At 40.1% G+C, this 18641-nt stretch carries 14 protein-coding genes, 1 tRNA gene and 1 pseudogene; 11 read left to right on the top strand and 5 right to left on the bottom strand.

Translation table 11 applies throughout. From position 1 onward, the window contains the following. Nucleotides 1-119 precede the first annotated feature (119 nt). From HMPREF9145_RS09140 to HMPREF9145_RS09120, 5 genes are all read left to right on the top strand, one after another. Nucleotides 120-701, top strand: a complete 582-nt coding sequence (locus tag HMPREF9145_RS09140) for a DNA-3-methyladenine glycosylase I (RefSeq protein WP_021826129.1) — start codon at nt 120-122, stop codon at nt 699-701. A 137-nt stretch (nt 702-838) separates the two neighbouring features. Next, nucleotides 839-3436: a transglutaminase-like domain-containing protein gene (locus HMPREF9145_RS09135; RefSeq protein WP_021826106.1), complete on the top strand. Its 2598-nt coding sequence runs from the start codon at nt 839-841 to the stop codon at nt 3434-3436. Nucleotides 3437-3445: 9 nt separating this feature from the next. After that, entirely contained in the window at nt 3446-4201 is a 756-nt protein-coding gene (locus tag HMPREF9145_RS09130) for a copper homeostasis protein CutC (protein ID WP_021826104.1), read from the top strand. A 79-nt stretch (nt 4202-4280) separates the two neighbouring features. Then, nucleotides 4281-6686 (top strand): outer membrane beta-barrel family protein, encoded by a 2406-nt coding sequence (locus HMPREF9145_RS09125; RefSeq protein WP_036907226.1) that lies wholly within the window; start codon nt 4281-4283, stop codon nt 6684-6686. A 166-nt stretch (nt 6687-6852) separates the two neighbouring features. Further along, nucleotides 6853-6937, top strand: a tRNA-Ser gene (locus HMPREF9145_RS09120). 115 nt (nt 6938-7052) lie between these two features. Here HMPREF9145_RS09120 and HMPREF9145_RS09115 read toward each other — a convergent pair. The 4 genes and pseudogenes from HMPREF9145_RS09115 to HMPREF9145_RS09095 form a co-directional block, all read right to left on the bottom strand. Continuing rightward, nucleotides 7053-8738 carry a hypothetical protein gene (locus HMPREF9145_RS09115; RefSeq protein ID WP_021826030.1) on the bottom strand — a complete coding sequence of 562 codons (1686 nt, stop codon included), beginning with the start codon at nt 8736-8738 and terminating at the stop codon, nt 7053-7055. Between the two features lie 4 nt (nt 8739-8742). Next, nucleotides 8743-10734, bottom strand: coding sequence for a hypothetical protein (locus tag HMPREF9145_RS09110; protein ID WP_021826127.1), 1992 nt, complete (start codon nt 10732-10734; stop codon nt 8743-8745). Nucleotides 10735-10740: 6 nt separating this feature from the next. Then, nucleotides 10741-12720, bottom strand: a complete 1980-nt coding sequence (locus HMPREF9145_RS09105; RefSeq protein WP_021826111.1) for a P-loop NTPase fold protein — start codon at nt 12718-12720, stop codon at nt 10741-10743. 256 nt (nt 12721-12976) lie between these two features. Continuing rightward, nucleotides 12977-13180 (bottom strand): annotated as a pseudogene (locus tag HMPREF9145_RS09095) (helix-turn-helix domain-containing protein). 357 nt (nt 13181-13537) lie between these two features. Between HMPREF9145_RS09095 and HMPREF9145_RS09090 the strand changes: the two are divergent. The 6 genes from HMPREF9145_RS09090 (at nt 13538) to HMPREF9145_RS09065 (ending at nt 18017) form a co-directional block, all read left to right on the top strand. Then, complete coding sequence (locus HMPREF9145_RS09090; protein ID WP_021826083.1) at nt 13538-13846, top strand: DUF3853 family protein; 309 nt, start codon at nt 13538-13540, stop codon at nt 13844-13846. Then, complete coding sequence (locus tag HMPREF9145_RS09085; protein WP_196809766.1) at nt 13843-14880, top strand: AAA family ATPase; 1038 nt, start codon at nt 13843-13845, stop codon at nt 14878-14880. The genes HMPREF9145_RS09090 and HMPREF9145_RS09085 overlap by 4 nt, the downstream gene beginning before the upstream one ends. A gap of 195 nt (nt 14881-15075) precedes the next feature. After that, nucleotides 15076-15966, top strand: a complete 891-nt coding sequence (locus HMPREF9145_RS09080) for a CHC2 zinc finger domain-containing protein (RefSeq protein ID WP_021826024.1) — start codon at nt 15076-15078, stop codon at nt 15964-15966. 102 nt (nt 15967-16068) lie between these two features. Beyond that, complete coding sequence (locus tag HMPREF9145_RS09075) at nt 16069-16416, top strand: plasmid mobilization protein (protein WP_021826053.1); 348 nt, start codon at nt 16069-16071, stop codon at nt 16414-16416. After that, on the top strand, nt 16413-17336 hold the full coding sequence (locus tag HMPREF9145_RS09070; protein WP_021826061.1) for a relaxase/mobilization nuclease domain-containing protein: 924 nt from the start codon (nt 16413-16415) through the stop codon (nt 17334-17336). The genes HMPREF9145_RS09075 and HMPREF9145_RS09070 overlap by 4 nt, the downstream gene beginning before the upstream one ends. Nucleotides 17337-17357: 21 nt before the next feature. Beyond that, the gene (locus HMPREF9145_RS09065; RefSeq protein ID WP_021826114.1) at nt 17358-18017 is read left to right on the top strand and encodes a hypothetical protein; all 660 of its coding nucleotides are present in this window, start codon (nt 17358-17360) and stop codon (nt 18015-18017) included. 52 nt (nt 18018-18069) lie between these two features. On the opposite strand, the gene HMPREF9145_RS09060 is transcribed toward HMPREF9145_RS09065, so the two are convergent. Beyond that, the gene (locus HMPREF9145_RS09060) at nt 18070-18636 is read right to left on the bottom strand and encodes a metallophosphatase domain-containing protein (protein WP_021826052.1); all 567 of its coding nucleotides are present in this window, start codon (nt 18634-18636) and stop codon (nt 18070-18072) included. Nucleotides 18637-18641: the final 5 nt, after the last annotated feature.

Genomic DNA, 18641 nt, shown 5'->3' with positions numbered 1-18641 from the left:
TATCATTTTTTAGTGTACAAGCACTTGATTTTATTCCTCATATTTCGTAACTTTGCTACCCAGAACCATACTATTATAAAGAAAAATTGAAAACAAAATCATCTCAAACACCAACATTCATGAAACAACAACCAACAAACCACGACCTCACACGCTGCGCTTGGGCCAACAGTCACCCCCTCTTACAACACTATCATGACGAAGAATGGGGCGTACCTGTACACGATGATTGCCTTCTTTTCATGTATTTGCTAATGGAATCCATGTCGTGTGGTTTGTCATGGTTACTGATGTTGAAGAAAAAAGAGATTTTCCGCACCTGTTTTGCAAACTTCGATTACAAGATTGTTGCCACGTTTTCGACCGATGATATTAATCAGATTTTGTCAACAGAGGGTATGATTCACAGCGAACGAAAGGTGAAAGCTATGATTGAAAACGCTCGTGCATTCTGCCAAGTACGCAAAGAATACGGCACATTTGATGCCTATATATGGAGCTTTACGAAAGGAAAATCAAAACAATATGCTTCACATCAGCAACATCCCTGCGTGAGAAACACACTCAGTGACCATGTTGCGAAAGACTTAAAAAAGCGTGGTTTCAAATATGTTGGAACGATAATCATTTATAGTTTCCTACAAGCCATTGGCATAATCAACGACCATGAGCACACATGTTTCCGCTATTCTAAGGATTAAAAGTTAGCTTTGAGCCAAGAAATTCATTGAAAAGATTTGCACATTTCGATATTTTTCACGAATATTGCAAAAGAAATTAACTTAAACTGTGAGGCGCTTTTACACCTAACAGCACACCTATTATTAAACACCTAACTATGAAAAAGAAACTGTTTACGCTTTTGTTGCTTGCCATTTCACTATCCGTGCATGCACAACACTTCATTAAAGATGCCGCTTTCAGACAAAAAGTAGAGGCCGCATGGAAACAAAAGATGGACCTCATTGGCTGGAAATATTGGGAAGATAAAGGTCAGAAAGCCACTCCAGAAGAGGAAGAAGCGTTGAAGTTCCTATATGCTTACATGCCCATTGCAGACGCAACAGACTATCCCAAGGCTTATCATCTCAAGAATGTACAGGCTGCTTTCCGCACACAAAAAGAGACTGCATGGGGTAAACAGATTCCAGAGTTGTTGTTCAGGCACTTTGTTTTGCCGATGCGTGTAAACAATGAACCCTTAGATAGCTCACGCGCTATCTTCTATAATGAATTAAAAGAGCGCGTGAAAGGAAAGTCGATGAAAGACGCAATCTTGGAAGTTAACCACTGGTGTCACGAGAAAGTAACCTATGAACCCTCTGATGCACGAACCTCTTCTCCGCTCCAATCTATCCTGACTGGACGCGGACGATGTGGTGAAGAGAGTACATTCACCGTGAGTGCACTACGTGCTATTGGTATACCTGCACGCCAAGTGTACACTCCCCGCTGGGCACACACCGACGATAATCATGCTTGGGTCGAGGCGTGGGCTGACGGAAAGTGGTATTTTCTCGGTGCATGTGAGCCCGAACCTGTGTTAAATTTAGCTTGGTTTAATGCTCCTGCATCACGTGCAATGCTGATGCACACACGTGCATTTGGTGATTATAGAGGTCCGGAAGAAGTGATGTTGCGCACTAACAACTTTACAGAAATCAATCTCATTGATAATTATGGCTGTACAGGAAGAATTGATTTTAAGGTTGTTGACAAACAAGGCAAGCCCGTTTCTGATGCAAGAGTAGACTTCAAAATCTACAATTATGCAGAGTTTTACACTGCCGCTTCTAAATATACGAATAAGAATGGACAGACGTTTCTTTCTGCCGGAAAAGGCGATATGTTTGTATGGGCATCTAAAAATGGGCAGTATGGCTATGCGAAAGCCTCTTTTGGAAAAGATAAAAACATCACTATCAAGCTTTCTTATGACGAGAAACATCCAGGAAAAGATAGCAATTTAGACATTGTTCCCCCCAAAGAAAATGTGCAAATACCTGAAGTTTCAGAAGCAGAACGGGCACAAAACAATAAGCGTTTGACTGAAGAAGACGCCATTCGCAATAATTATATCGCCACCTTTCCTACGCAGGAGAGCATGAAAGACTATGCTATTCCAGAGGCAACACCCTATATTATCAAGGCACGTGGCAACTGGAGAACAATTAAAGCGTTTGTGGAGAAACACACTATTGACCGCAAACGTGCCATAGAACTATTGAGTACACTCAGTGACAAGGATCTCCGCGACATGCCAATGTACATATTAGACGATAACATGAGTGCTCCAAGTGACCAACTTTCGCCTCGCGTTGAAAGCGAGTTAATATTGAAACCTTTCAAGAACTACTTTGCAAAAGTGTTTGATAAAGAGGCAGAAGCATTCCGGAAAAATCCTTCTTTGCTCGTGACTTGGATTAAAGAGAATATAAAAATGAATCCAGACATTCATGCAATGAGGATTCCTCAAACCCCGATCAGTGTGTGGGAAAGCCGCGTTACAGATGCTCGTAGCCGTGATATCTTCTTTGTTGACGTAGCAAGAAGCCTTGGAATTGAAGCAAGAATAGACCCTGTTACCTGGAAACTACAATATAAAAAAGGTGGCAATTGGGTAGATGTTGACTTCGATTCGGCTACAGAACAAGTGGCAAAGACAGGCACACTTGTCTTAAAATATAAGCCAACAGAATATTTAGATGACCCAAAATACTACACCCATTTCACGATAAGCAAGATTGTAAATGGGCGTACTTGGCTCATGAACTTTGACGAAGGACAGGTTGATATGGGTGGAGGCACCACATGGGCAAACATCTTTAAGAAAGGCGCTACATTGGATGAAGGAACCTATATGTTGGTTTCGGGACAGAGAATGGCTGATGGTAGTGTGATGGCACATAAATGTTTCTTCACCATCAATCCTGGAAAGACAACTGTTTTAGACCTTATTATTCGCCAAGAAACCGAGGGTGTGAAGGTGATTGGTAACTTCAACAGTGAAGATTTGTTTGAAAAAGATGGAAAAGAGGTTTCAATTCTCAGCCAAACCGGACGAGGATATTATGTTTTAGGCATTCTTGGCGTAGGACAAGAACCTACCAACCACGCACTACATGACATCGTAAAGATGAAAGAAAAAATAGAAAAATGGGGACGACCAATGGTATTGTTATTCACAAATGAAGCCGAAAAAGAAAAATTTGAAACGCAAAAGGCTGAATTTGGAAGCCTACCTCAGAAAACAATCTTCGGCATTGATAAAGATGGAGCCATTCAAAAGGAGATTGTAAGAGAAATGAAACTGCAGAATAAAAACCAATTACCATTATTCATTATCGCTGATACCTTCAATCGAGTGGTATTCATTTCGCAAGGATATACCATCGGATTAGGCGAACAATTGGTGAAAACAAGCAGTAAATTGTAAGCATTAAACATGACTGAAACAAACAAATTTGAATTTGAGATCTGTGCCAACAGCGTTGAAAGCTGTATTGCTGCTCAACAAGCTGCCGCAGATCGCGTTGAACTTTGCATGGGAATCCCTGAAGGAGGAACCACTCCTTCGTGTGGAGAGATTCAAATGGCGAGGGATTTACTTAGAGAAACGAAGTTACATGTCATTATTCGTAATCGTGGAGGGGACTTTCTTTATACCCAAAGAGAGTTGGAACGCATGGCCATGGATATTGATTTATGTCGTAAAATAGGTGTAGATGGAGTTGTATTTGGCTGTTTAACAGCAGAAGGTGATGTAGATAACGGCGCCAATAGGTTCTTATTAGAACATGCAACAGGTATGAGCACAACATTTCATCGGGCATTTGATCGCTGTAAAGAGCCACTTAAAAACATAGAATCAGTGATTTCATTAGGTTTTAACAGGGTGTTAACCTCGGGACAACAGGCTACTGCAGAGATGGGTATTCCCCTACTCCATCAATTAAACAATGTTGTGGGAGACCGAATCATCATTATGGCTGGCTGTGGTGTAAATGAAAACAATATTAAAAAGATTCAGACGGAGACTGGTGTCCATGCTTTTCACTTTTCAGCTCGTGAGCCTAAGAAAAGTCAAATGAAGTATTCTAATCCCTCTGTATTTATGGGTAATGCGGACTTTGATGAGGATACGATTTTTGAAACAACAATAAATCGGGTGAGAAAAACGATACATGCGCTTCGAGATTAAGCAGAACACGATGTAAGAAAGACATAAACACATTATAAAAGCAAGCCAACCATAATATACATAGATTCACATAAACAATATGATGAAGCCTAAGAGATGGAACAAAGCACAGAAATCCCTACTATTGCTATGTTTAATGGTGGGCTATGCTTTATCTGTGAGTGCACAAAACATAGTAAATGGAAGAGTTGTAGACGAGCATAACCAAGGAGCCGAAGCTGCAATTGTCATGCTTTTTACCCAACCAGACAGCATTCTTTCAGCAACAACACTCACCGACAGCAAAGGAATGTTCTCATTACAACCACGGAAAGGCACGTTCCTTCTATGTGTAAGGATGCTCGGTTACAAAGAGATAAAAAGGAAAATTACTATTCATGAAGATATGGATATTCCCGATTTGCAATTAGAACCAGACGATATTATCTTGAAAAATGTTGTCATAACAGCACGTAAATCTCAACCAATGATAAGTTCGTCTAATGGGAAAACACAGATTAATGTGGCACAAACCTACCTCACAGATATAGGAGATGCACTGGATGTTTTGAAGCATTCTCCAGGTATTTCTGTAAATAATAAGGGCGACATTTCCCTGTCATCACTCGGAGGAACTGCCATATATGTCAATGGAAAGAAACTTATGTTGCAAGGTGAAGAGCTGTCAGCTTACTTGCGTACCCTACCCTCATCAAGAATCTCTAAGATAGAAATCTCTCCCAATCCAAATGCGTATTATGGAACAGAAGGGGCTGGAGGCATTATCAATATCATTCTGAAAACTACAGAGAAATCAGGCATTTTCCTAACTACTTCACATAGCATTGCCTATTGGGAAAACATAAAACAAAACTCTGATATCACATTATCTTATAACACAAACAAATGGCAATTAGGACTAAACTACAATCATAGTATAGGGCATCATGCCATGGATTATGGCTATGAGAAGATTCAAAATGGAGATAAAAGTTTGTCAGAAACAAAGGATACTGATAAAAGAAATACATATTCAGCAGGCTTTGACTTTACTTGGCAGCCCAATCTGAAGAACAAATTATCATTAAATAGTACGATGAACCTGCTTATTGGCCCTGGCTTAACAGAGACAACAACAGAAGTTTATCAAGGGACTTCAGTATTGGATTGTATCTTAAAAGCTCGCAACGATTATCTAAAACAGAAAACAATTCGATATAGTAATAGTGCGAACTATCTATACCAACCCTCAGAAAAAAGGCAGTTAGCACTTTCGGCAGACTGGACCCACTTTGACAGTAAAGCCCAATGCGAACAGCCTAACACATATTTTTCACCAACAAATACGCTTATTCGTTCAGATTTGTTTTATTCTCAACCAGATAAAGACATTGACATTTATGCTTTGTTAGCTGATTATAAGTGTAATCCTAATGCGCAGAGTGAGTGGCTTGTGGGTGTTAAGACTTCGCTTATCAAAAGTAACAACACCTTTCTTTTCAAGAAAAATGGAACGATAGACCTACAGCGCTCAAATAAATTTGAGTACAACGAACATAATATTGAAGGCTACACGCAATATACTCATACTTGGAATAAATTGGAATTTAGTGCTGGTTTGCGTATAGAATATATGTATACCTTTAATAAATTAAGCGCTTATAGCAATCATAAAATAGAAGAAAACAACAGAACAGAATTTCGTTTATTCCCCAACATGGCTGTATCTTATACTATTAATGACAAGAATAAATTGGCCCTTTTATATAGTAGAAGGCAGGATAAGCCACGATATGAAGATCTTAATCCCTTTGAATATTTGCTTGATGAACTCTCATATTGGAAAGGAAATCCTTTCCTCAAGCCACAGATTAGTAACAAAATAACGTTGAACTACACGCGGAAAAGTTTGTCCTTCAACTTATATTACAACAAACTCAATGACTATTTCACTTCACTTACGGACGCTTTTGAAAGCAACAAGACTATAATGACAACGAAAAACATTGGAACACAACAACAAATTGGACTGGAAGCAACTTTCTCTAAACGTCTTACTTCTTGGTGGAATTTTAGTACGAATATAGGATTTTACTACTTTGTAAATAAGTTGAATTATGAGAATTATAAACAAGAATATAAGCGTCCATCATGTTCTTTCTCTGCAAATAGTAACATTCTCCTGCCTTGGGGTATAAACTTTGAACTCTCCGGACGATACTATTCAAAGCGACAAGGAGGGAGTTATGAAGTAAGTAAATCCACAGGAAGTATTGATTTAGGCCTTAACAAAAGTTGGTCTGATGGTCGCATCCGACTTTCAATGCTGATGACCGATGTCTTACATACAGAGCGTTGGGATAGTTATGGAGTGAAAGATGCCCTAAATCTCTCGTCATGGGGATATGGAGAAAGTCGTAAAATCATCCTACGCCTTAGCTATAGCTTTGGTAAACAGAAACTCAATAAAGTGGAGAAAAGTATTGAAGAATTAGACAGATTATAAGGATACCATAAGTATCTCATCGGACATAATTATGAAGCGTAGAATTTTATTCTTTAGAAAACAAATTAAACAAATTTCAAAAAAGTTTGCAAAACATTTGGTTATCTCAAAAATAGTTATTATCTTTGCATCGCTTTTACAATAAAGCATTTGGTTACTAACCATTGGAGAGATGGTAGAGTGGTCGATTACAACGGTCTTGAAAACCGTCGTGCTGAGAGGCACCGGGGGTTCGAATCCCTCTCTCTCCGCAAACAGGGGTGTAAATCAATAAGTTACGCGATTTACACCCTTTATTACACCCGAAAATATGAGATAGGGAGTTTTCTATTTGGCTATATTCCTTCTCTGAGCGAGCCTCACTCATCACAGCCCTTTCCGATCCATTATCTCCAAATGCTCAAAGACTTCATCAAACCAACGCGTCTTTTTCAACTCATATCCAATCTTTCTTGCTTCATGAAATATGTATTTATTGAAAGGAAACACTTGATTTAACTCAAACTCCTCCTTATACTCAATATAGCTATTTATTAGATAAGCCAAATCCAAGTTCTCGTCAGCAAAGAAATTTTCTAGTCTCATCAACTGCTCAATATTCACCATCACTACATCCTTCACTTCGTAATCTGCTGTAACTCTCTTTTCACTAATGATTCGTTGAAACTCTTTATTTAGCAAATGGTTCGGGCCTTCCACATCAAAACAATCATCGAAGTATACTATTACGGGGTAGACAAATATCACACTATTGGGAGCCGACTTATCAACTTCGCTCAATATACTTGGTATCTTTTCAATAATTACATTTGCCAACTGCCCAATCCCTTTCGCACGTCCCTTGGAATTTGTGACATACTTCTCAAAAATTGCTTTTTTTATCGTCTCATAATCACCGCTTAATTTCTTTTTCGCAGCCATCTGAACATCCTTACATTCAAATACGAATATCCTATTTTGACGTCTCAGATAATAGTCTGGCATTCCCTTCCCCAGAGCCTTTTCCAGCTCTTCTCCACTGTAATTCACATAATTCAAACCAAAGCATTTTTTCATCAAGGAATAAAAGAAGAACCGTTCCGAGAACTCCTCACCTAAAAACGACCGAAGATTAGCATAACCCATTGTAGGATCCAACACTCCCCTCTTAACTAAGGCATCCTTCATATCAAAAAGAAGTCCAGTATACGCTTTATCCAGAAACATCTTCATAAACATAAAGTTGTAGATATTGGGCCCCGTCTTAATCAGAGGCTTTTCCTTCATCATCAGAAAATCCATATCATGTTGATAATGCGATGGATTTAATGTCAACGAATCATAGAAACGGCAAGCATCCTTCTGATTCTCATCAATAGCCATTCTGCAATTGGAGAAATCCTCTTCTCCCATTTTCATAAAAGTCAGGAAGATCTCATCTAAATAATACTTAGCACTGGGTATATCCCTTTCCTTGCAGAATTCATCAACATATTTTGCAAACCGAGTGTTAAACTTTGGGAATTCTATCAAGAGCATATAGCACTTTATCATCAACAGCCTATAATCTCTTGGTGCTTCAATATTATTACTCTTCAAGCAATCTGGCATATAAGACTCTACAAACTCTTCTGCCTTCATATTGTTGTTAGGCAGCTTCTCATTCATTGCTAGACGCTCATCGCAACAGAGCATATATGCCAAGAACAGGTTCGACAAGTCATCCTCTGTCAATTCTTCATTTCTCCCATTATAACAAGTCAAAAGTCTGCTAATAAGCAGAAGCATAGCATATTTATCTATAAGGGCATAGTTCCCAAGGTTATATTGTTGAGCATACTGACCAACAGGATTCTTTACATCATTTCGCGTTTTCATTATCCATGGTGTCCAAATGTCGAAATCATGCTCACCAATAAACTGATTCACCTTCTTTGAGAGATTATATGAAATAAGTTCTATGGCAGTGTTTGATGGAACATTAGCCAACAAGTCTTCTATCTTATCGTGTCGGTCTGGATAGACCACACTATAAGACAACAATACCTGCTTCTGTAATTCCATCTTCTCCATAACATTACCCTTTATTACCATTCATCATCCTTACCATTCTGCGCTCTCTATAGAAATTATATGACCCCGTGGTTACGTACTTTGTCTCTATCAGTCGAGCCTGCAGTTCGTCGTTTGAATTTGATTCCTTCACAATTAGCATTAATTGTTCAAAATCTAAGAACCAACTATTGAAGTAAGGATTCGTTTTAGAATCACCGTTGGTTCTCTCTTCGTTTAAGAAAGGCATCCATTTCTGCATGTCCTTGTTGAACTTCTTAACATCCTTGATGGTTTGTTTATCAGTGCCCTCATACTCAGCAGTCAACGGATTATTACACATTTCATCCATAATGCTCTTGATAAGCATTCTGTCTTGGAGTGGACCAAAAGCACCTAGACATGTCGAGATGCACTCAGCCGTTCTACCCTGTTTCTCTACCCTTGTCACATTTCCGTTTCCATCATCCAAATCCACATACCCGTCTTTAATCATAAGATGCGAAGTCCTAAAACATTGGGCCTGTGTATCTATAAGGCTTCCCAGTAGATCTGCTACAATTTTAAACTCATTTCCAGACTTGGCCTTTCTAGTCAGACTTTTCTTCTTCATCTCAAAAAGCATGATACCTTTTGTGGCCTCAACCACAAGATCTGCTTCTCCTTTTTCTGGTGGAGGATAAGTGCCACTGCAATGCGTTATGCCTTTTTCATCAAGTTTCTCCTTGATATAATTCTCAATCAACTTTCCGACTTCCTTATCTATATCTTTCTGGTTGTCCTCTTTTTCTTGATTACGTACAACCGTCATCAGAGCCTCAAACCACCCCCATGAACCTATTGTAACAGGCAAGGCATATATCTTACCATTTGCTTTAATCAGTGGTTTGTTGAAGGCGTTCTCTTTTTCTTCATCCAGTGGCGTTCTGAATCCTTTGTTTAATACGTCATCACTTGCTGACACATCATCTATCAATTGTTCAATAGCCTTGATTCCCAGTTTATTCAATTTGTCTTTTTTTAGTTCCACACATTTCAATGTATCCGCAGCAGAAAGGACATAGTTCATCAATCGCTCATATTCATCAAATGTGTATCCGCTTTCCAATACCCTTCCTGTATCGCGCATATACATAAGTACACGCTCACAGAACATTTTAGTAAACCAAACAGAATGTTGCGTCAATCCAAAAATACTCTCCTTATACACCAAATCCCTAAAAAACTCCACCGTGTCTCTATCTCTGTGGAATAAATCTCCCCATAAGTTTCCGAAGTTCTGAACAGGGTATTTAAGGAAACAGTAATCAGTTGCCAGTCGTATAGCCTTTCCGAATGCCTTTGTAGCCTCTCTATTACTTCCTCCATCTGCTTTGATATTTGCCAAAGCCAAATTTACAAGATAATTGTATGGCTTTACTATTATCACATCCTTAGGATTAGGAGTATTGCCGTTCATATCGGTCAAGAATCTTCCTTCAGGTTCCAAATATTCCATCTGCGCTAACAGCATCTTCAAAAACCTTCTTCCACCTGCCTCGCAAATCCATTTGATCAAGGCATCAAAAACTATATCATCATTTTCTGTCACATAGCTGCATCCTTCAATCTTTATTTGGAGCCCAAACTCTCTCAACCGCTTTGCCGCTGCTGCCAGTCTGTGCTCTTTGTCATATTCTTTCAACCAATCTGTTTGCGGCAAGGGCATTTCCTCACTGCAGGCTGCTATCACGTCTTGCCAACAAGGGGCACTAAAACCCTTTATGGCGTTTTGATTCCAGCCAAGATAATTATGAATAATCTCCACTATATCTATATAGCATTGGTTATCCACACCATCCAGTAGTTGCTCTCTCAGCAAGCCTTTACCCAGCCTCTGGAAATCCTTATACAGAATTATTTCATCACCGGCAGATGGAAGCAGTGCCTTGATACGGGCATCTACTTTCCCAGCCTTATTGTTCACTGGCTTCAATAAACCATCTACAAACTTCTTGAAATCAGCTATTTTTACCATCGCTTCTTACTTCTGTATTTTCTTAATTACATCCTTCAGAAGGTCTTCAATCAGAATATCTGCATAGGTCGTTTTATTGTCATTTTTCTGCGCTAAGGCTTGCTCCAAATTCCTCACAAATGGCAATTCTGCATCATATACTTCGGGATATGGAACCTGTTGTAAGAAACGTCCGTTCAGTATTTGATAGAGAGCCATCACTTCTTTGGGCTGTATATTATTCACCTTCTTGGTAATATCCTTCTTCGGAATATGCTTTAATATTGGATAACTTAGGAAATCCGGTGTCTTGGTATCTCCATACTGAATAGTCAGTCTATTGGCTAAAGTGGGTAGGTCTTCGATAAACTGGCGGTGCACCTCTTTAATATCTGCATCTAAATTGGCTTTCGTTATTTCATTCATCTTCTCACGTTCATACTCAACTACCCATCGGCTTTCCTTTGGGATTGCAGTTTCAACAACATCTAGATTTTGCTTGTCAAGAAGATTCAAAGTTTCTATGTTATCATACATCTTGTCTATGCCACAGCGAATTTTCTTTCGGATATCCTCTTCAGAAAAAGAGGTAAGCGAATAGAAATGCTGAAGATATGTAGCAGAATTAACGTATGCCATATTATCACAGAATTCCCCGTCTTCCACATACTGCGCCAATTGTATCACAGCATCCGCCATTTCTTCATTACTCATATCCCATTGAGAATGCATAAACTTCTGCAACAGTGCATATGCGGGATTTATACTATTTCTTTTCACTTGACTCTTATATCCTTCCCACACTGATTTCAGACCATCCGTATCCAACAAAACACCCGCCGTAACAAAGTCAAACATCTGTGGAGCCACTATAACAGGGAGGTTATGAGCTTTCACCAACACCTTAAAGATATATGTAACACGACGGTTTATATATTTGCGTTGTTTTTCTTCCTTCTGCTTTTCTTCAGCCTCATCATCCTCTGTTTCATCAAACAATCTTTCCGCATTCTGGGCACCGATATCAAACCCAAAATCAATTGATGGAAGTTCTACATATTGAGCAAACTGCAACCTATCTTTATATCTTAAATGGTCTTTTTTATATTCAATAGCAACACCTACCGTACAAGCCCATAAAGACAAAAGAAAGCTATCAGCAGTATCTTTGTTCTCACCCTTCAGGAAAGCATTGCAGACCTCATAAATCTTATTAAAATGAGCCAATGAGAATTTTAGTATTCTGATGTTATGCAGTTCAACCTGCAAACTTTTATCTTCTTTATATGATGGATAACTCGGATCAATTACCTCCACCGCCTTTTGAGCCGTCATGAACTTGGTAAATGGTGAAGAATAGTCCTTCTCACATAGTTCCTTAAAGATAGACACCACATCTGGTTCATATACCAAGGTTTTCTCTATCACCTTTTCTTTGAATACAAGTTTTGCCTCACCCTTTTGCTGCATGTAAGAGTTGTTGGCAATCACTATCACCTTATAGCCTCGCTGCTCAACCAAGCCATTGATGACTCCCAAGAGAGTATGAACATCAATTGTATCTATCACGCGTTCTACATCATCAAGAATGATAACGGTATTTTCTGTGGGAATAAGTTTATAGAGCAAGCCACTGTTTTTGTCAACCAGCGTTTTCACATCTACAAAACTTTCAAGCCATGAAATGGAAGAAACAAGTTGCGCTCCTTTAACTACGGCCTTGCCTGCCTTTTCCATTCCCAAACTAAACCAACACGATTTCTCCTTCTCTGTTTTGTCACCTTCGTCGTTCTTTGGCCGTTTGTAATTATCTGCTATTCGAAGAGGTATTTCATTAACCGACTCAATACCGAATAATGATACCTTCACTGGGTTCCATCCTTCCTCTTGCAAGGCAGGTATTACTACTTTCTCTATATGATAAGTTTTACCACACCCCCATTCGCCCGATACCATTAAAGCGCCAGTACTCTCTATTGACAGATAGTTTTTTATGCCGTCTAACATATTATTGTTTTTTAGAAATAAATCATTGTTTCAGGAAGTCATTTAGTGTTATGCATTATACCACCAACCTTTGTGGAGTCATTCTACACAATGTCACCAAAAGCACCATTTGGGTCAATGCAATTGCTTCAGTTGTCTCATTGTCCTTATTACAAGCAGCAAAGGACAGCACTAGTACCAGTCCTACAAATATGAAGTTTTTTATTCCCTTTATTGCTTCATTCATGTTAGTTTTTATGCTTGCACTGCTCTGAAGTTACTTCACTAATTCTTTTGGTGACACACTGAGTAATTCCGCTACTTTGAAAATAATGGCGAGGTTAGGTTGCTTGCGATTGCCGACATAGGCATTTGTGATGCTAAAACTCATGCCCAGTTCTTTGGCGAGCCATGTTTAAGTAATACCTCGCTTCTTCAATGCTTCCTTGATAAGGTTGCTATGTTCTTTCTTCTGTCCCATTAGATGATTGTATATCTCAATATTAGTTACAAATATATGAACTTATAATGAATAAAACGAAGAAAAATGGGACTTTCATGCTACTGAAAATAGTTTTTCGAGTGAGAGGAACCCCAAAATAATCTCTTAAACGATCAATGGTGATTGAAAAGTAATGTGCGTTAGCCCGAAATAGTCTACTTTTTGAATGTATATTGAGCGTTTTTGATAGTCTTTGATTTATTTGTATTTCCCGATCTTTCCCGCTATATCTCTGCCTCTTGGAATAACATCAAAAGCCCTCTACTTTTGTACCGTCAGACCTGACTGAATGCCCTATGCGCAAGGGCGAGTTATTCATTTCAAAACAATTGAATTATGACGATAAATGAATTACGGGACAAGCCTGTTTGGCAGATGACTGGTGAAGAATTACTTTTCCTTGCACAACATGGTAATATATCCACGAGCAGGGAATTAACAAAGGCTTCTTCCTCCAAAGAAGAAAAGCGATATGTGTACGGGTTGGCTGGCATTGCACGCCTCTTTGGGTGTAGCCTGCCTACAGCTAACCGTATTAAGCAGAGTGGTAAAATCAATCGTGCCATTACACAAATCGGTCGTAAGATTATTGTTGATGCTGACCTTGCTCTCGAACTGGCAGGGCGAAAGACAGGAGGACGATAATGAATACAACTGATTATGAAAACATTTGGCAAAAGTCGCTCATTCATATAACGGATGAGTTTGCGCTTCCTCCAGTTGTACTACAAGCAGGTGAAGCCATTATTGGCACATTAGGTAACTTCAGTGTATCGACAGGTAAGGCAAAAGCCAAAAAGACTTTCAACGTGAGTGCAATCGTAGCTGCAGCTCTTATCAATGGAAAGGTGCTGGAATATCAAGCATCATTTCCTGAGAGTAAACGCACAATTCTTTACTTTGATACGGAACAAAGTCCTTATCATTGCCAACTTGTGATGCAACGTATTTTGAGATTGGCAAAACTGCCAATAGACAAGGAACTGCAGAATTTAAAGTTCAGTCATCTTAGAGCCATTGCTGACCCTAATGAACGCAGAGAAATCATTCGCTATGCCATCTACAATACGCCCAATGTGGGTTTGGTAGTCATTGACGGCATTCGCGATTTGATGCTCGACATCAATAACTCAACGGAGGCTACCAAGTTGGTGGGTGACCTGATGCAATGGACGAGCGAGCAGAATATCCATATTCAGACCGTGCTTCACCTCAACAAAGGAGACGACAACGCGCGAGGACATATTGGCACCGAACTTAACAACAAGGCAGAAACTGTCCTACAAGTCACAAAGGACAACACGCTGCCCGACCGAAGTATCGTTGCTCCAGCCATCATCCGTTCTAAACCCTTTGACAAATTCGCTTTTCGGCTCAAGGAGGTTGAAGATGAGATGTGCGTTCCCGAAATCGATTCGACCTACACGGACAATGAGCGCAAGCCTCCTCGCAGCTCCTATCACGAACTAAGCGACACGGAACATAGAAACGCTTTGAAACAAGCCTTTGTTACAAGTGAAGTCTTGTCCTATGGAGAAATCATTGCAGCACTCAAAAAGGCTTATACTGAGGTAGTAGGGCAATCTTATGGGCAAACCAAACTCAAAGAACTCTTGCAATTTCTGCTCAACAAAGGCATGGTGATAAAGGAAGAGCGAGGGAAATATCGGCTCAACTGAGATAATTAACCCTAAAACCTTTGGTCGGTCGGACACAGGCTATAAATACCTGAACCAATCTGACCAAATAAAAATAAGTTTGGTCGGTCGCAAATGGGTGCCTATAGTGTACGACCGTCCGCCCAAACAAAAATCAACCAGCCTCCAAAAGAAAAAGACTGGATCAAATTCATTTCAACTTAAAACAGAATTATAATGGAAATACAAAATATCAAGCAAATCGCTATCACCGATTATTTGCAACAACAGGGCTATGCGCCAGCACGAGTACAAGGCATTCACTATTGGTACTACTCTCCGCTGCGCAATGAACGCACACCATCCTTCAAAGTCAATACAGAGCGCAACCAGTGGTACGACTTCGGCTCAGGCGAACATGGCGACATCATCGACCTTGTATGCGCTTTACATCGTTGCACTATCAGCGAAGCCATCAGACTTTTGAGTGGTGCTGAACAAGTAGCGCATCAAGAATTTTCTTTTGGCGGTAAGAGAAAATTCTCTGAGCGCAAGTTGGAAATCCTCTCAGCACAACCGCTTTCCAATCCTAATTTGCTTCGCTATCTCACAACGCGTGCCATTCCCCTTACCGTAGCCAATTCCTACTGCTCGGAAGTTCTATTCCAAAACATGAAACGGACATACTATGCCATTGGATTTGCAAACGATGCTTTGGGATGGGAAATCCGCAATATGTACTTCAAAGGATGCATCGCCCCGAAGGCTGTTACAACGATTAAAAGAGGAACCGATCGCCTACAAATCTTTGAGGGCTTCATGGATTTTCTTTCATGGCAAACGCTCCATCCTTCTTCAACCTCCGATGCCATAGTTCTTAATTCTTTGACTCTTTTGCCACGCATTCAAAAGAAGATAAAAAGCTACAAGCAAGTTGAGAGTTTTCTAGACAATGATGATGCAGGACGAAAATCGTTTGAAGTTTTGAAGCAGTTTTGCCCATATATCATAGACGGTTCTGTTCGCTATCGAACTCACAAAGATATCAATGAATGGCTCGTAACTCAATCCCAACTCAAATGCAAACAGCCGTTATCACCGACCACGAAGCGTGGTATCAGAAGATAGTGTGTATCTGGGAAGCAAGTTTGTGTTTTGAGTATCTCAAAACCTACTTGCTCCCACCATTGGGAGGTAAAAATCCCGTTGGTCTCATCAAAAAATAAAAATATGGAACAGAAGAATAAAGGTGGGCGACCCACCAAGGCTTTATCAGAGAAACGTAAATACCAAGTGCTTCTTCGGCTTAATACGATGGAATACTACACCTTGCTGGGCAAAGCACGAGAAGCCTCTATGTCGCGTACTGAGTTTTTACGTCGGCTCATCACAAAAGCAGAAGTAAAGGCACGCATCAAACCCGAAGAGATGCAGCTCATCCGCACAGTTTCAGGTATGGCAAACAATCTCAATCAGATAGCCCATCGACTCAATGCCTTTGGCATTTATGCACTCAATGAAGACTTGAATGCACTCAAAGTTCTCATTCATGAACTCATCAAACGCTTGAAACCATGATAGCCAAGATTATCAAAGGCGCAGACTTCAGAGGAGTTATCAATTATATGCTTAGCAAAGAGAAAGGAAAAGCTAAGGTTTTATCGAGTAATAACATAGGTTTTACCGACCAAAACCTATGCGTTCACGAGTTCGCTCTGCAAGCCTCTATGCGCCCGAACGTACAGAAGCCCGTTTGCCATACGATACTCTCGTTCTCTGCCAGCGATGCCGAGCGACTGACAGATGATGTGATGGTGAAGATTGCCAATGAGTATTTAGAGAAAATGGGCTACGGGAATACGCAGAGCCTTATCGTAAGGCACAGTGACCGCCAGCATCCACACTTGCACATTTGCATCAATCGCATTGGCAATGATGGCAAGACAATCAGCGACCGCAATGAGAAATACCGCTCAACAAAGATTTGCCGAGAACTGACCGAGCGCTACGGTTTGACACTTGGCGAAGGGAAAAAGGCGGTAAATCGCCACCGACTGCGAGGTGAAGACAAGTTGCACTATGAGATATTCGATGCCATCAAAGCTGTGTCGCCCCAATCGAAGAATTGGAAAAGCTTTGTCGCAGGCTTAAATAGGCAAGGTATTACCACTCGTTTCAAGACGAAAGGCAATACCGATGTTGTGCAAGGTATCATCTTCGAGAAGGACGGTTGCAGTTTTAGTGGCTCAAAGATAGACCGCTCCTGTTCTTTCTCGCGCCTTAATGCAGAGATAGAGCGAAACATTCAGCAGGCGCAACAGCATCTCTCGAAAGAGCCGATGGCACATCCTGTAGATGAAAGCAATTTTATTACCGACCTATCCGAAGCAATTTGTGAAGTATTTTCTATGCCTACACCAAGTAAAGGCGTAGATGTTGATGAACTTCGATTTCAAAAGAAACTCCGCAATAGAGCTAATCGCAAACGTAGAATTTAATCACATCAAATTTATATCAGTATGAATAACGAAATAGCACCTGTTCTTGATATGCTCGAAGAACTAAAACAAGAGTGCAAAGTCATCAGTAAGGCACAAGCAGAACTGCGCACTACTATTGCAGAACAGCTATCTAAGCCAAACGGAGATAGCGTTAAAACACAAGAAACCGTGCAAATCCATCTCTCGAAAGAAACTCAAGCCAAAATCAAAGAACATCAACTTTTTGTTTTGGAGGCATTATCAGAGTCGAGTAAGAAGCTCGACCCAAAGTTTGAAACGCTGCAACAGCTTATCAGCAAACAACAAAAACCTGTAGAATATAAGAACTACTCGCTATTTGCAAGCGTACAATTAGCCGAGCGTATGCTGCTTTTATTGGTTTGTGGGTTGGTTATGGTTAGCTGTTGGTTCTTTGGTATGGGAGCCAACAAGCTGCAAACAGCCTCCGATTACGACCTACGTTATCGATATCTGCGTATGCATGGCAAAGCTACCGCTTCAGACTTTACACATCTTGACAGCATATTTTTAAAACATCGCAATCCCAAAGCCATTCTACAGTTAGAGCAGAAAGTCGTAGATTATGAGCAAGCCTTGCAAAGACAAGCTGAGTTGTCGCTACAACAGGATAAGATTAAGCAAGAACAAAGAGAGCTTAAGAAACATTTGAAGAAATAGCAATCATTTCAAGAAAATATTTAGTACTATTAGAATACGCATTAACTATCAGTTAAACCTTATGCAACAAAGGAGCGTTACACAACTGATAATGGTCGTTAAGGACGGCACCGTTTGAAAAGGTAGTCATTCCTTGTTGTTCTGTGCCGTATGCGTCATGAGCGTGGCCAAAAAGATGAAATTTGGGTTTTACTTCCAATACCTTATTTCTCAAAGATAGATTCCCCCAATGTATTCCGTTGGATTCGTCCAGTATCATCGCAGGTGGTTCGTGTGTAATAAGTACGTCTACACCATGCGGTATGATGCTCTCTTGATGATTGTATGCCAAACCAAAGAATCTCACACCCTCGATTTCACAGCCTCTGTCTTGCAAGAAATGAATATTATTGGGCAAGTCTTCTATGTTTTCAGCTTCCCATAAACATAGATCGTGATTGCCTGTGACAAAAATCTTATGACGGTAGGGTTGTTCGATTAACCAGTTCAGGAAGTTGAGAGCCTCCTCTTCTGTACCCATATCAGTAAAGTCGCCACAATGCACCAAAACATCAGCTGTTGGTAAATTGGTCAGCAGCCGATGTCGATTGTGGGTATCTGAGATTTGAAGTATTGTCATATTAG

It is taken from the genome of Segatella salivae F0493 (assembly GCF_000477535.1).
GTDB classification, from domain to species: domain Bacteria; phylum Bacteroidota; class Bacteroidia; order Bacteroidales; family Bacteroidaceae; genus Prevotella; species Prevotella salivae.
This window is presented reverse-complemented; position numbering and strand designations above follow the sequence as displayed.

Bases quoted from the DNA above. Each gene is read 5' to 3' on its own strand.
- HMPREF9145_RS09140 (WP_021826129.1), top strand. From the start codon at position 120: ATGAAACAACAACCAACAAACCACGACCTCACACGCTGCGCTTGGGCC.
- HMPREF9145_RS09135 (WP_021826106.1), top strand. From the start codon at position 839: ATGAAAAAGAAACTGTTTACGCTTTTGTTGCTTGCCATTTCACTATCC.
- HMPREF9145_RS09130 (WP_021826104.1), top strand. From the start codon at position 3,446: ATGACTGAAACAAACAAATTTGAATTTGAGATCTGTGCCAACAGCGTT.
- HMPREF9145_RS09125 (WP_036907226.1), top strand. From the start codon at position 4,281: ATGATGAAGCCTAAGAGATGGAACAAAGCACAGAAATCCCTACTATTG.
- HMPREF9145_RS09115 (WP_021826030.1), bottom strand. From the start codon at position 8,738: ATGGAGAAGATGGAATTACAGAAGCAGGTATTGTTGTCTTATAGTGTG.
- HMPREF9145_RS09110 (WP_021826127.1), bottom strand. From the start codon at position 10,734: ATGGTAAAAATAGCTGATTTCAAGAAGTTTGTAGATGGTTTATTGAAG.
- HMPREF9145_RS09105 (WP_021826111.1), bottom strand. From the start codon at position 12,720: ATGTTAGACGGCATAAAAAACTATCTGTCAATAGAGAGTACTGGCGCT.
- HMPREF9145_RS09090 (WP_021826083.1), top strand. From the start codon at position 13,538: ATGACGATAAATGAATTACGGGACAAGCCTGTTTGGCAGATGACTGGT.
- HMPREF9145_RS09080 (WP_021826024.1), top strand. From the start codon at position 15,076: ATGGAAATACAAAATATCAAGCAAATCGCTATCACCGATTATTTGCAA.
- HMPREF9145_RS09075 (WP_021826053.1), top strand. From the start codon at position 16,069: ATGGAACAGAAGAATAAAGGTGGGCGACCCACCAAGGCTTTATCAGAG.
- HMPREF9145_RS09070 (WP_021826061.1), top strand. From the start codon at position 16,413: ATGATAGCCAAGATTATCAAAGGCGCAGACTTCAGAGGAGTTATCAAT.
- HMPREF9145_RS09065 (WP_021826114.1), top strand. From the start codon at position 17,358: ATGAATAACGAAATAGCACCTGTTCTTGATATGCTCGAAGAACTAAAA.
- HMPREF9145_RS09060 (WP_021826052.1), bottom strand. From the start codon at position 18,636: ATGACAATACTTCAAATCTCAGATACCCACAATCGACATCGGCTGCTG.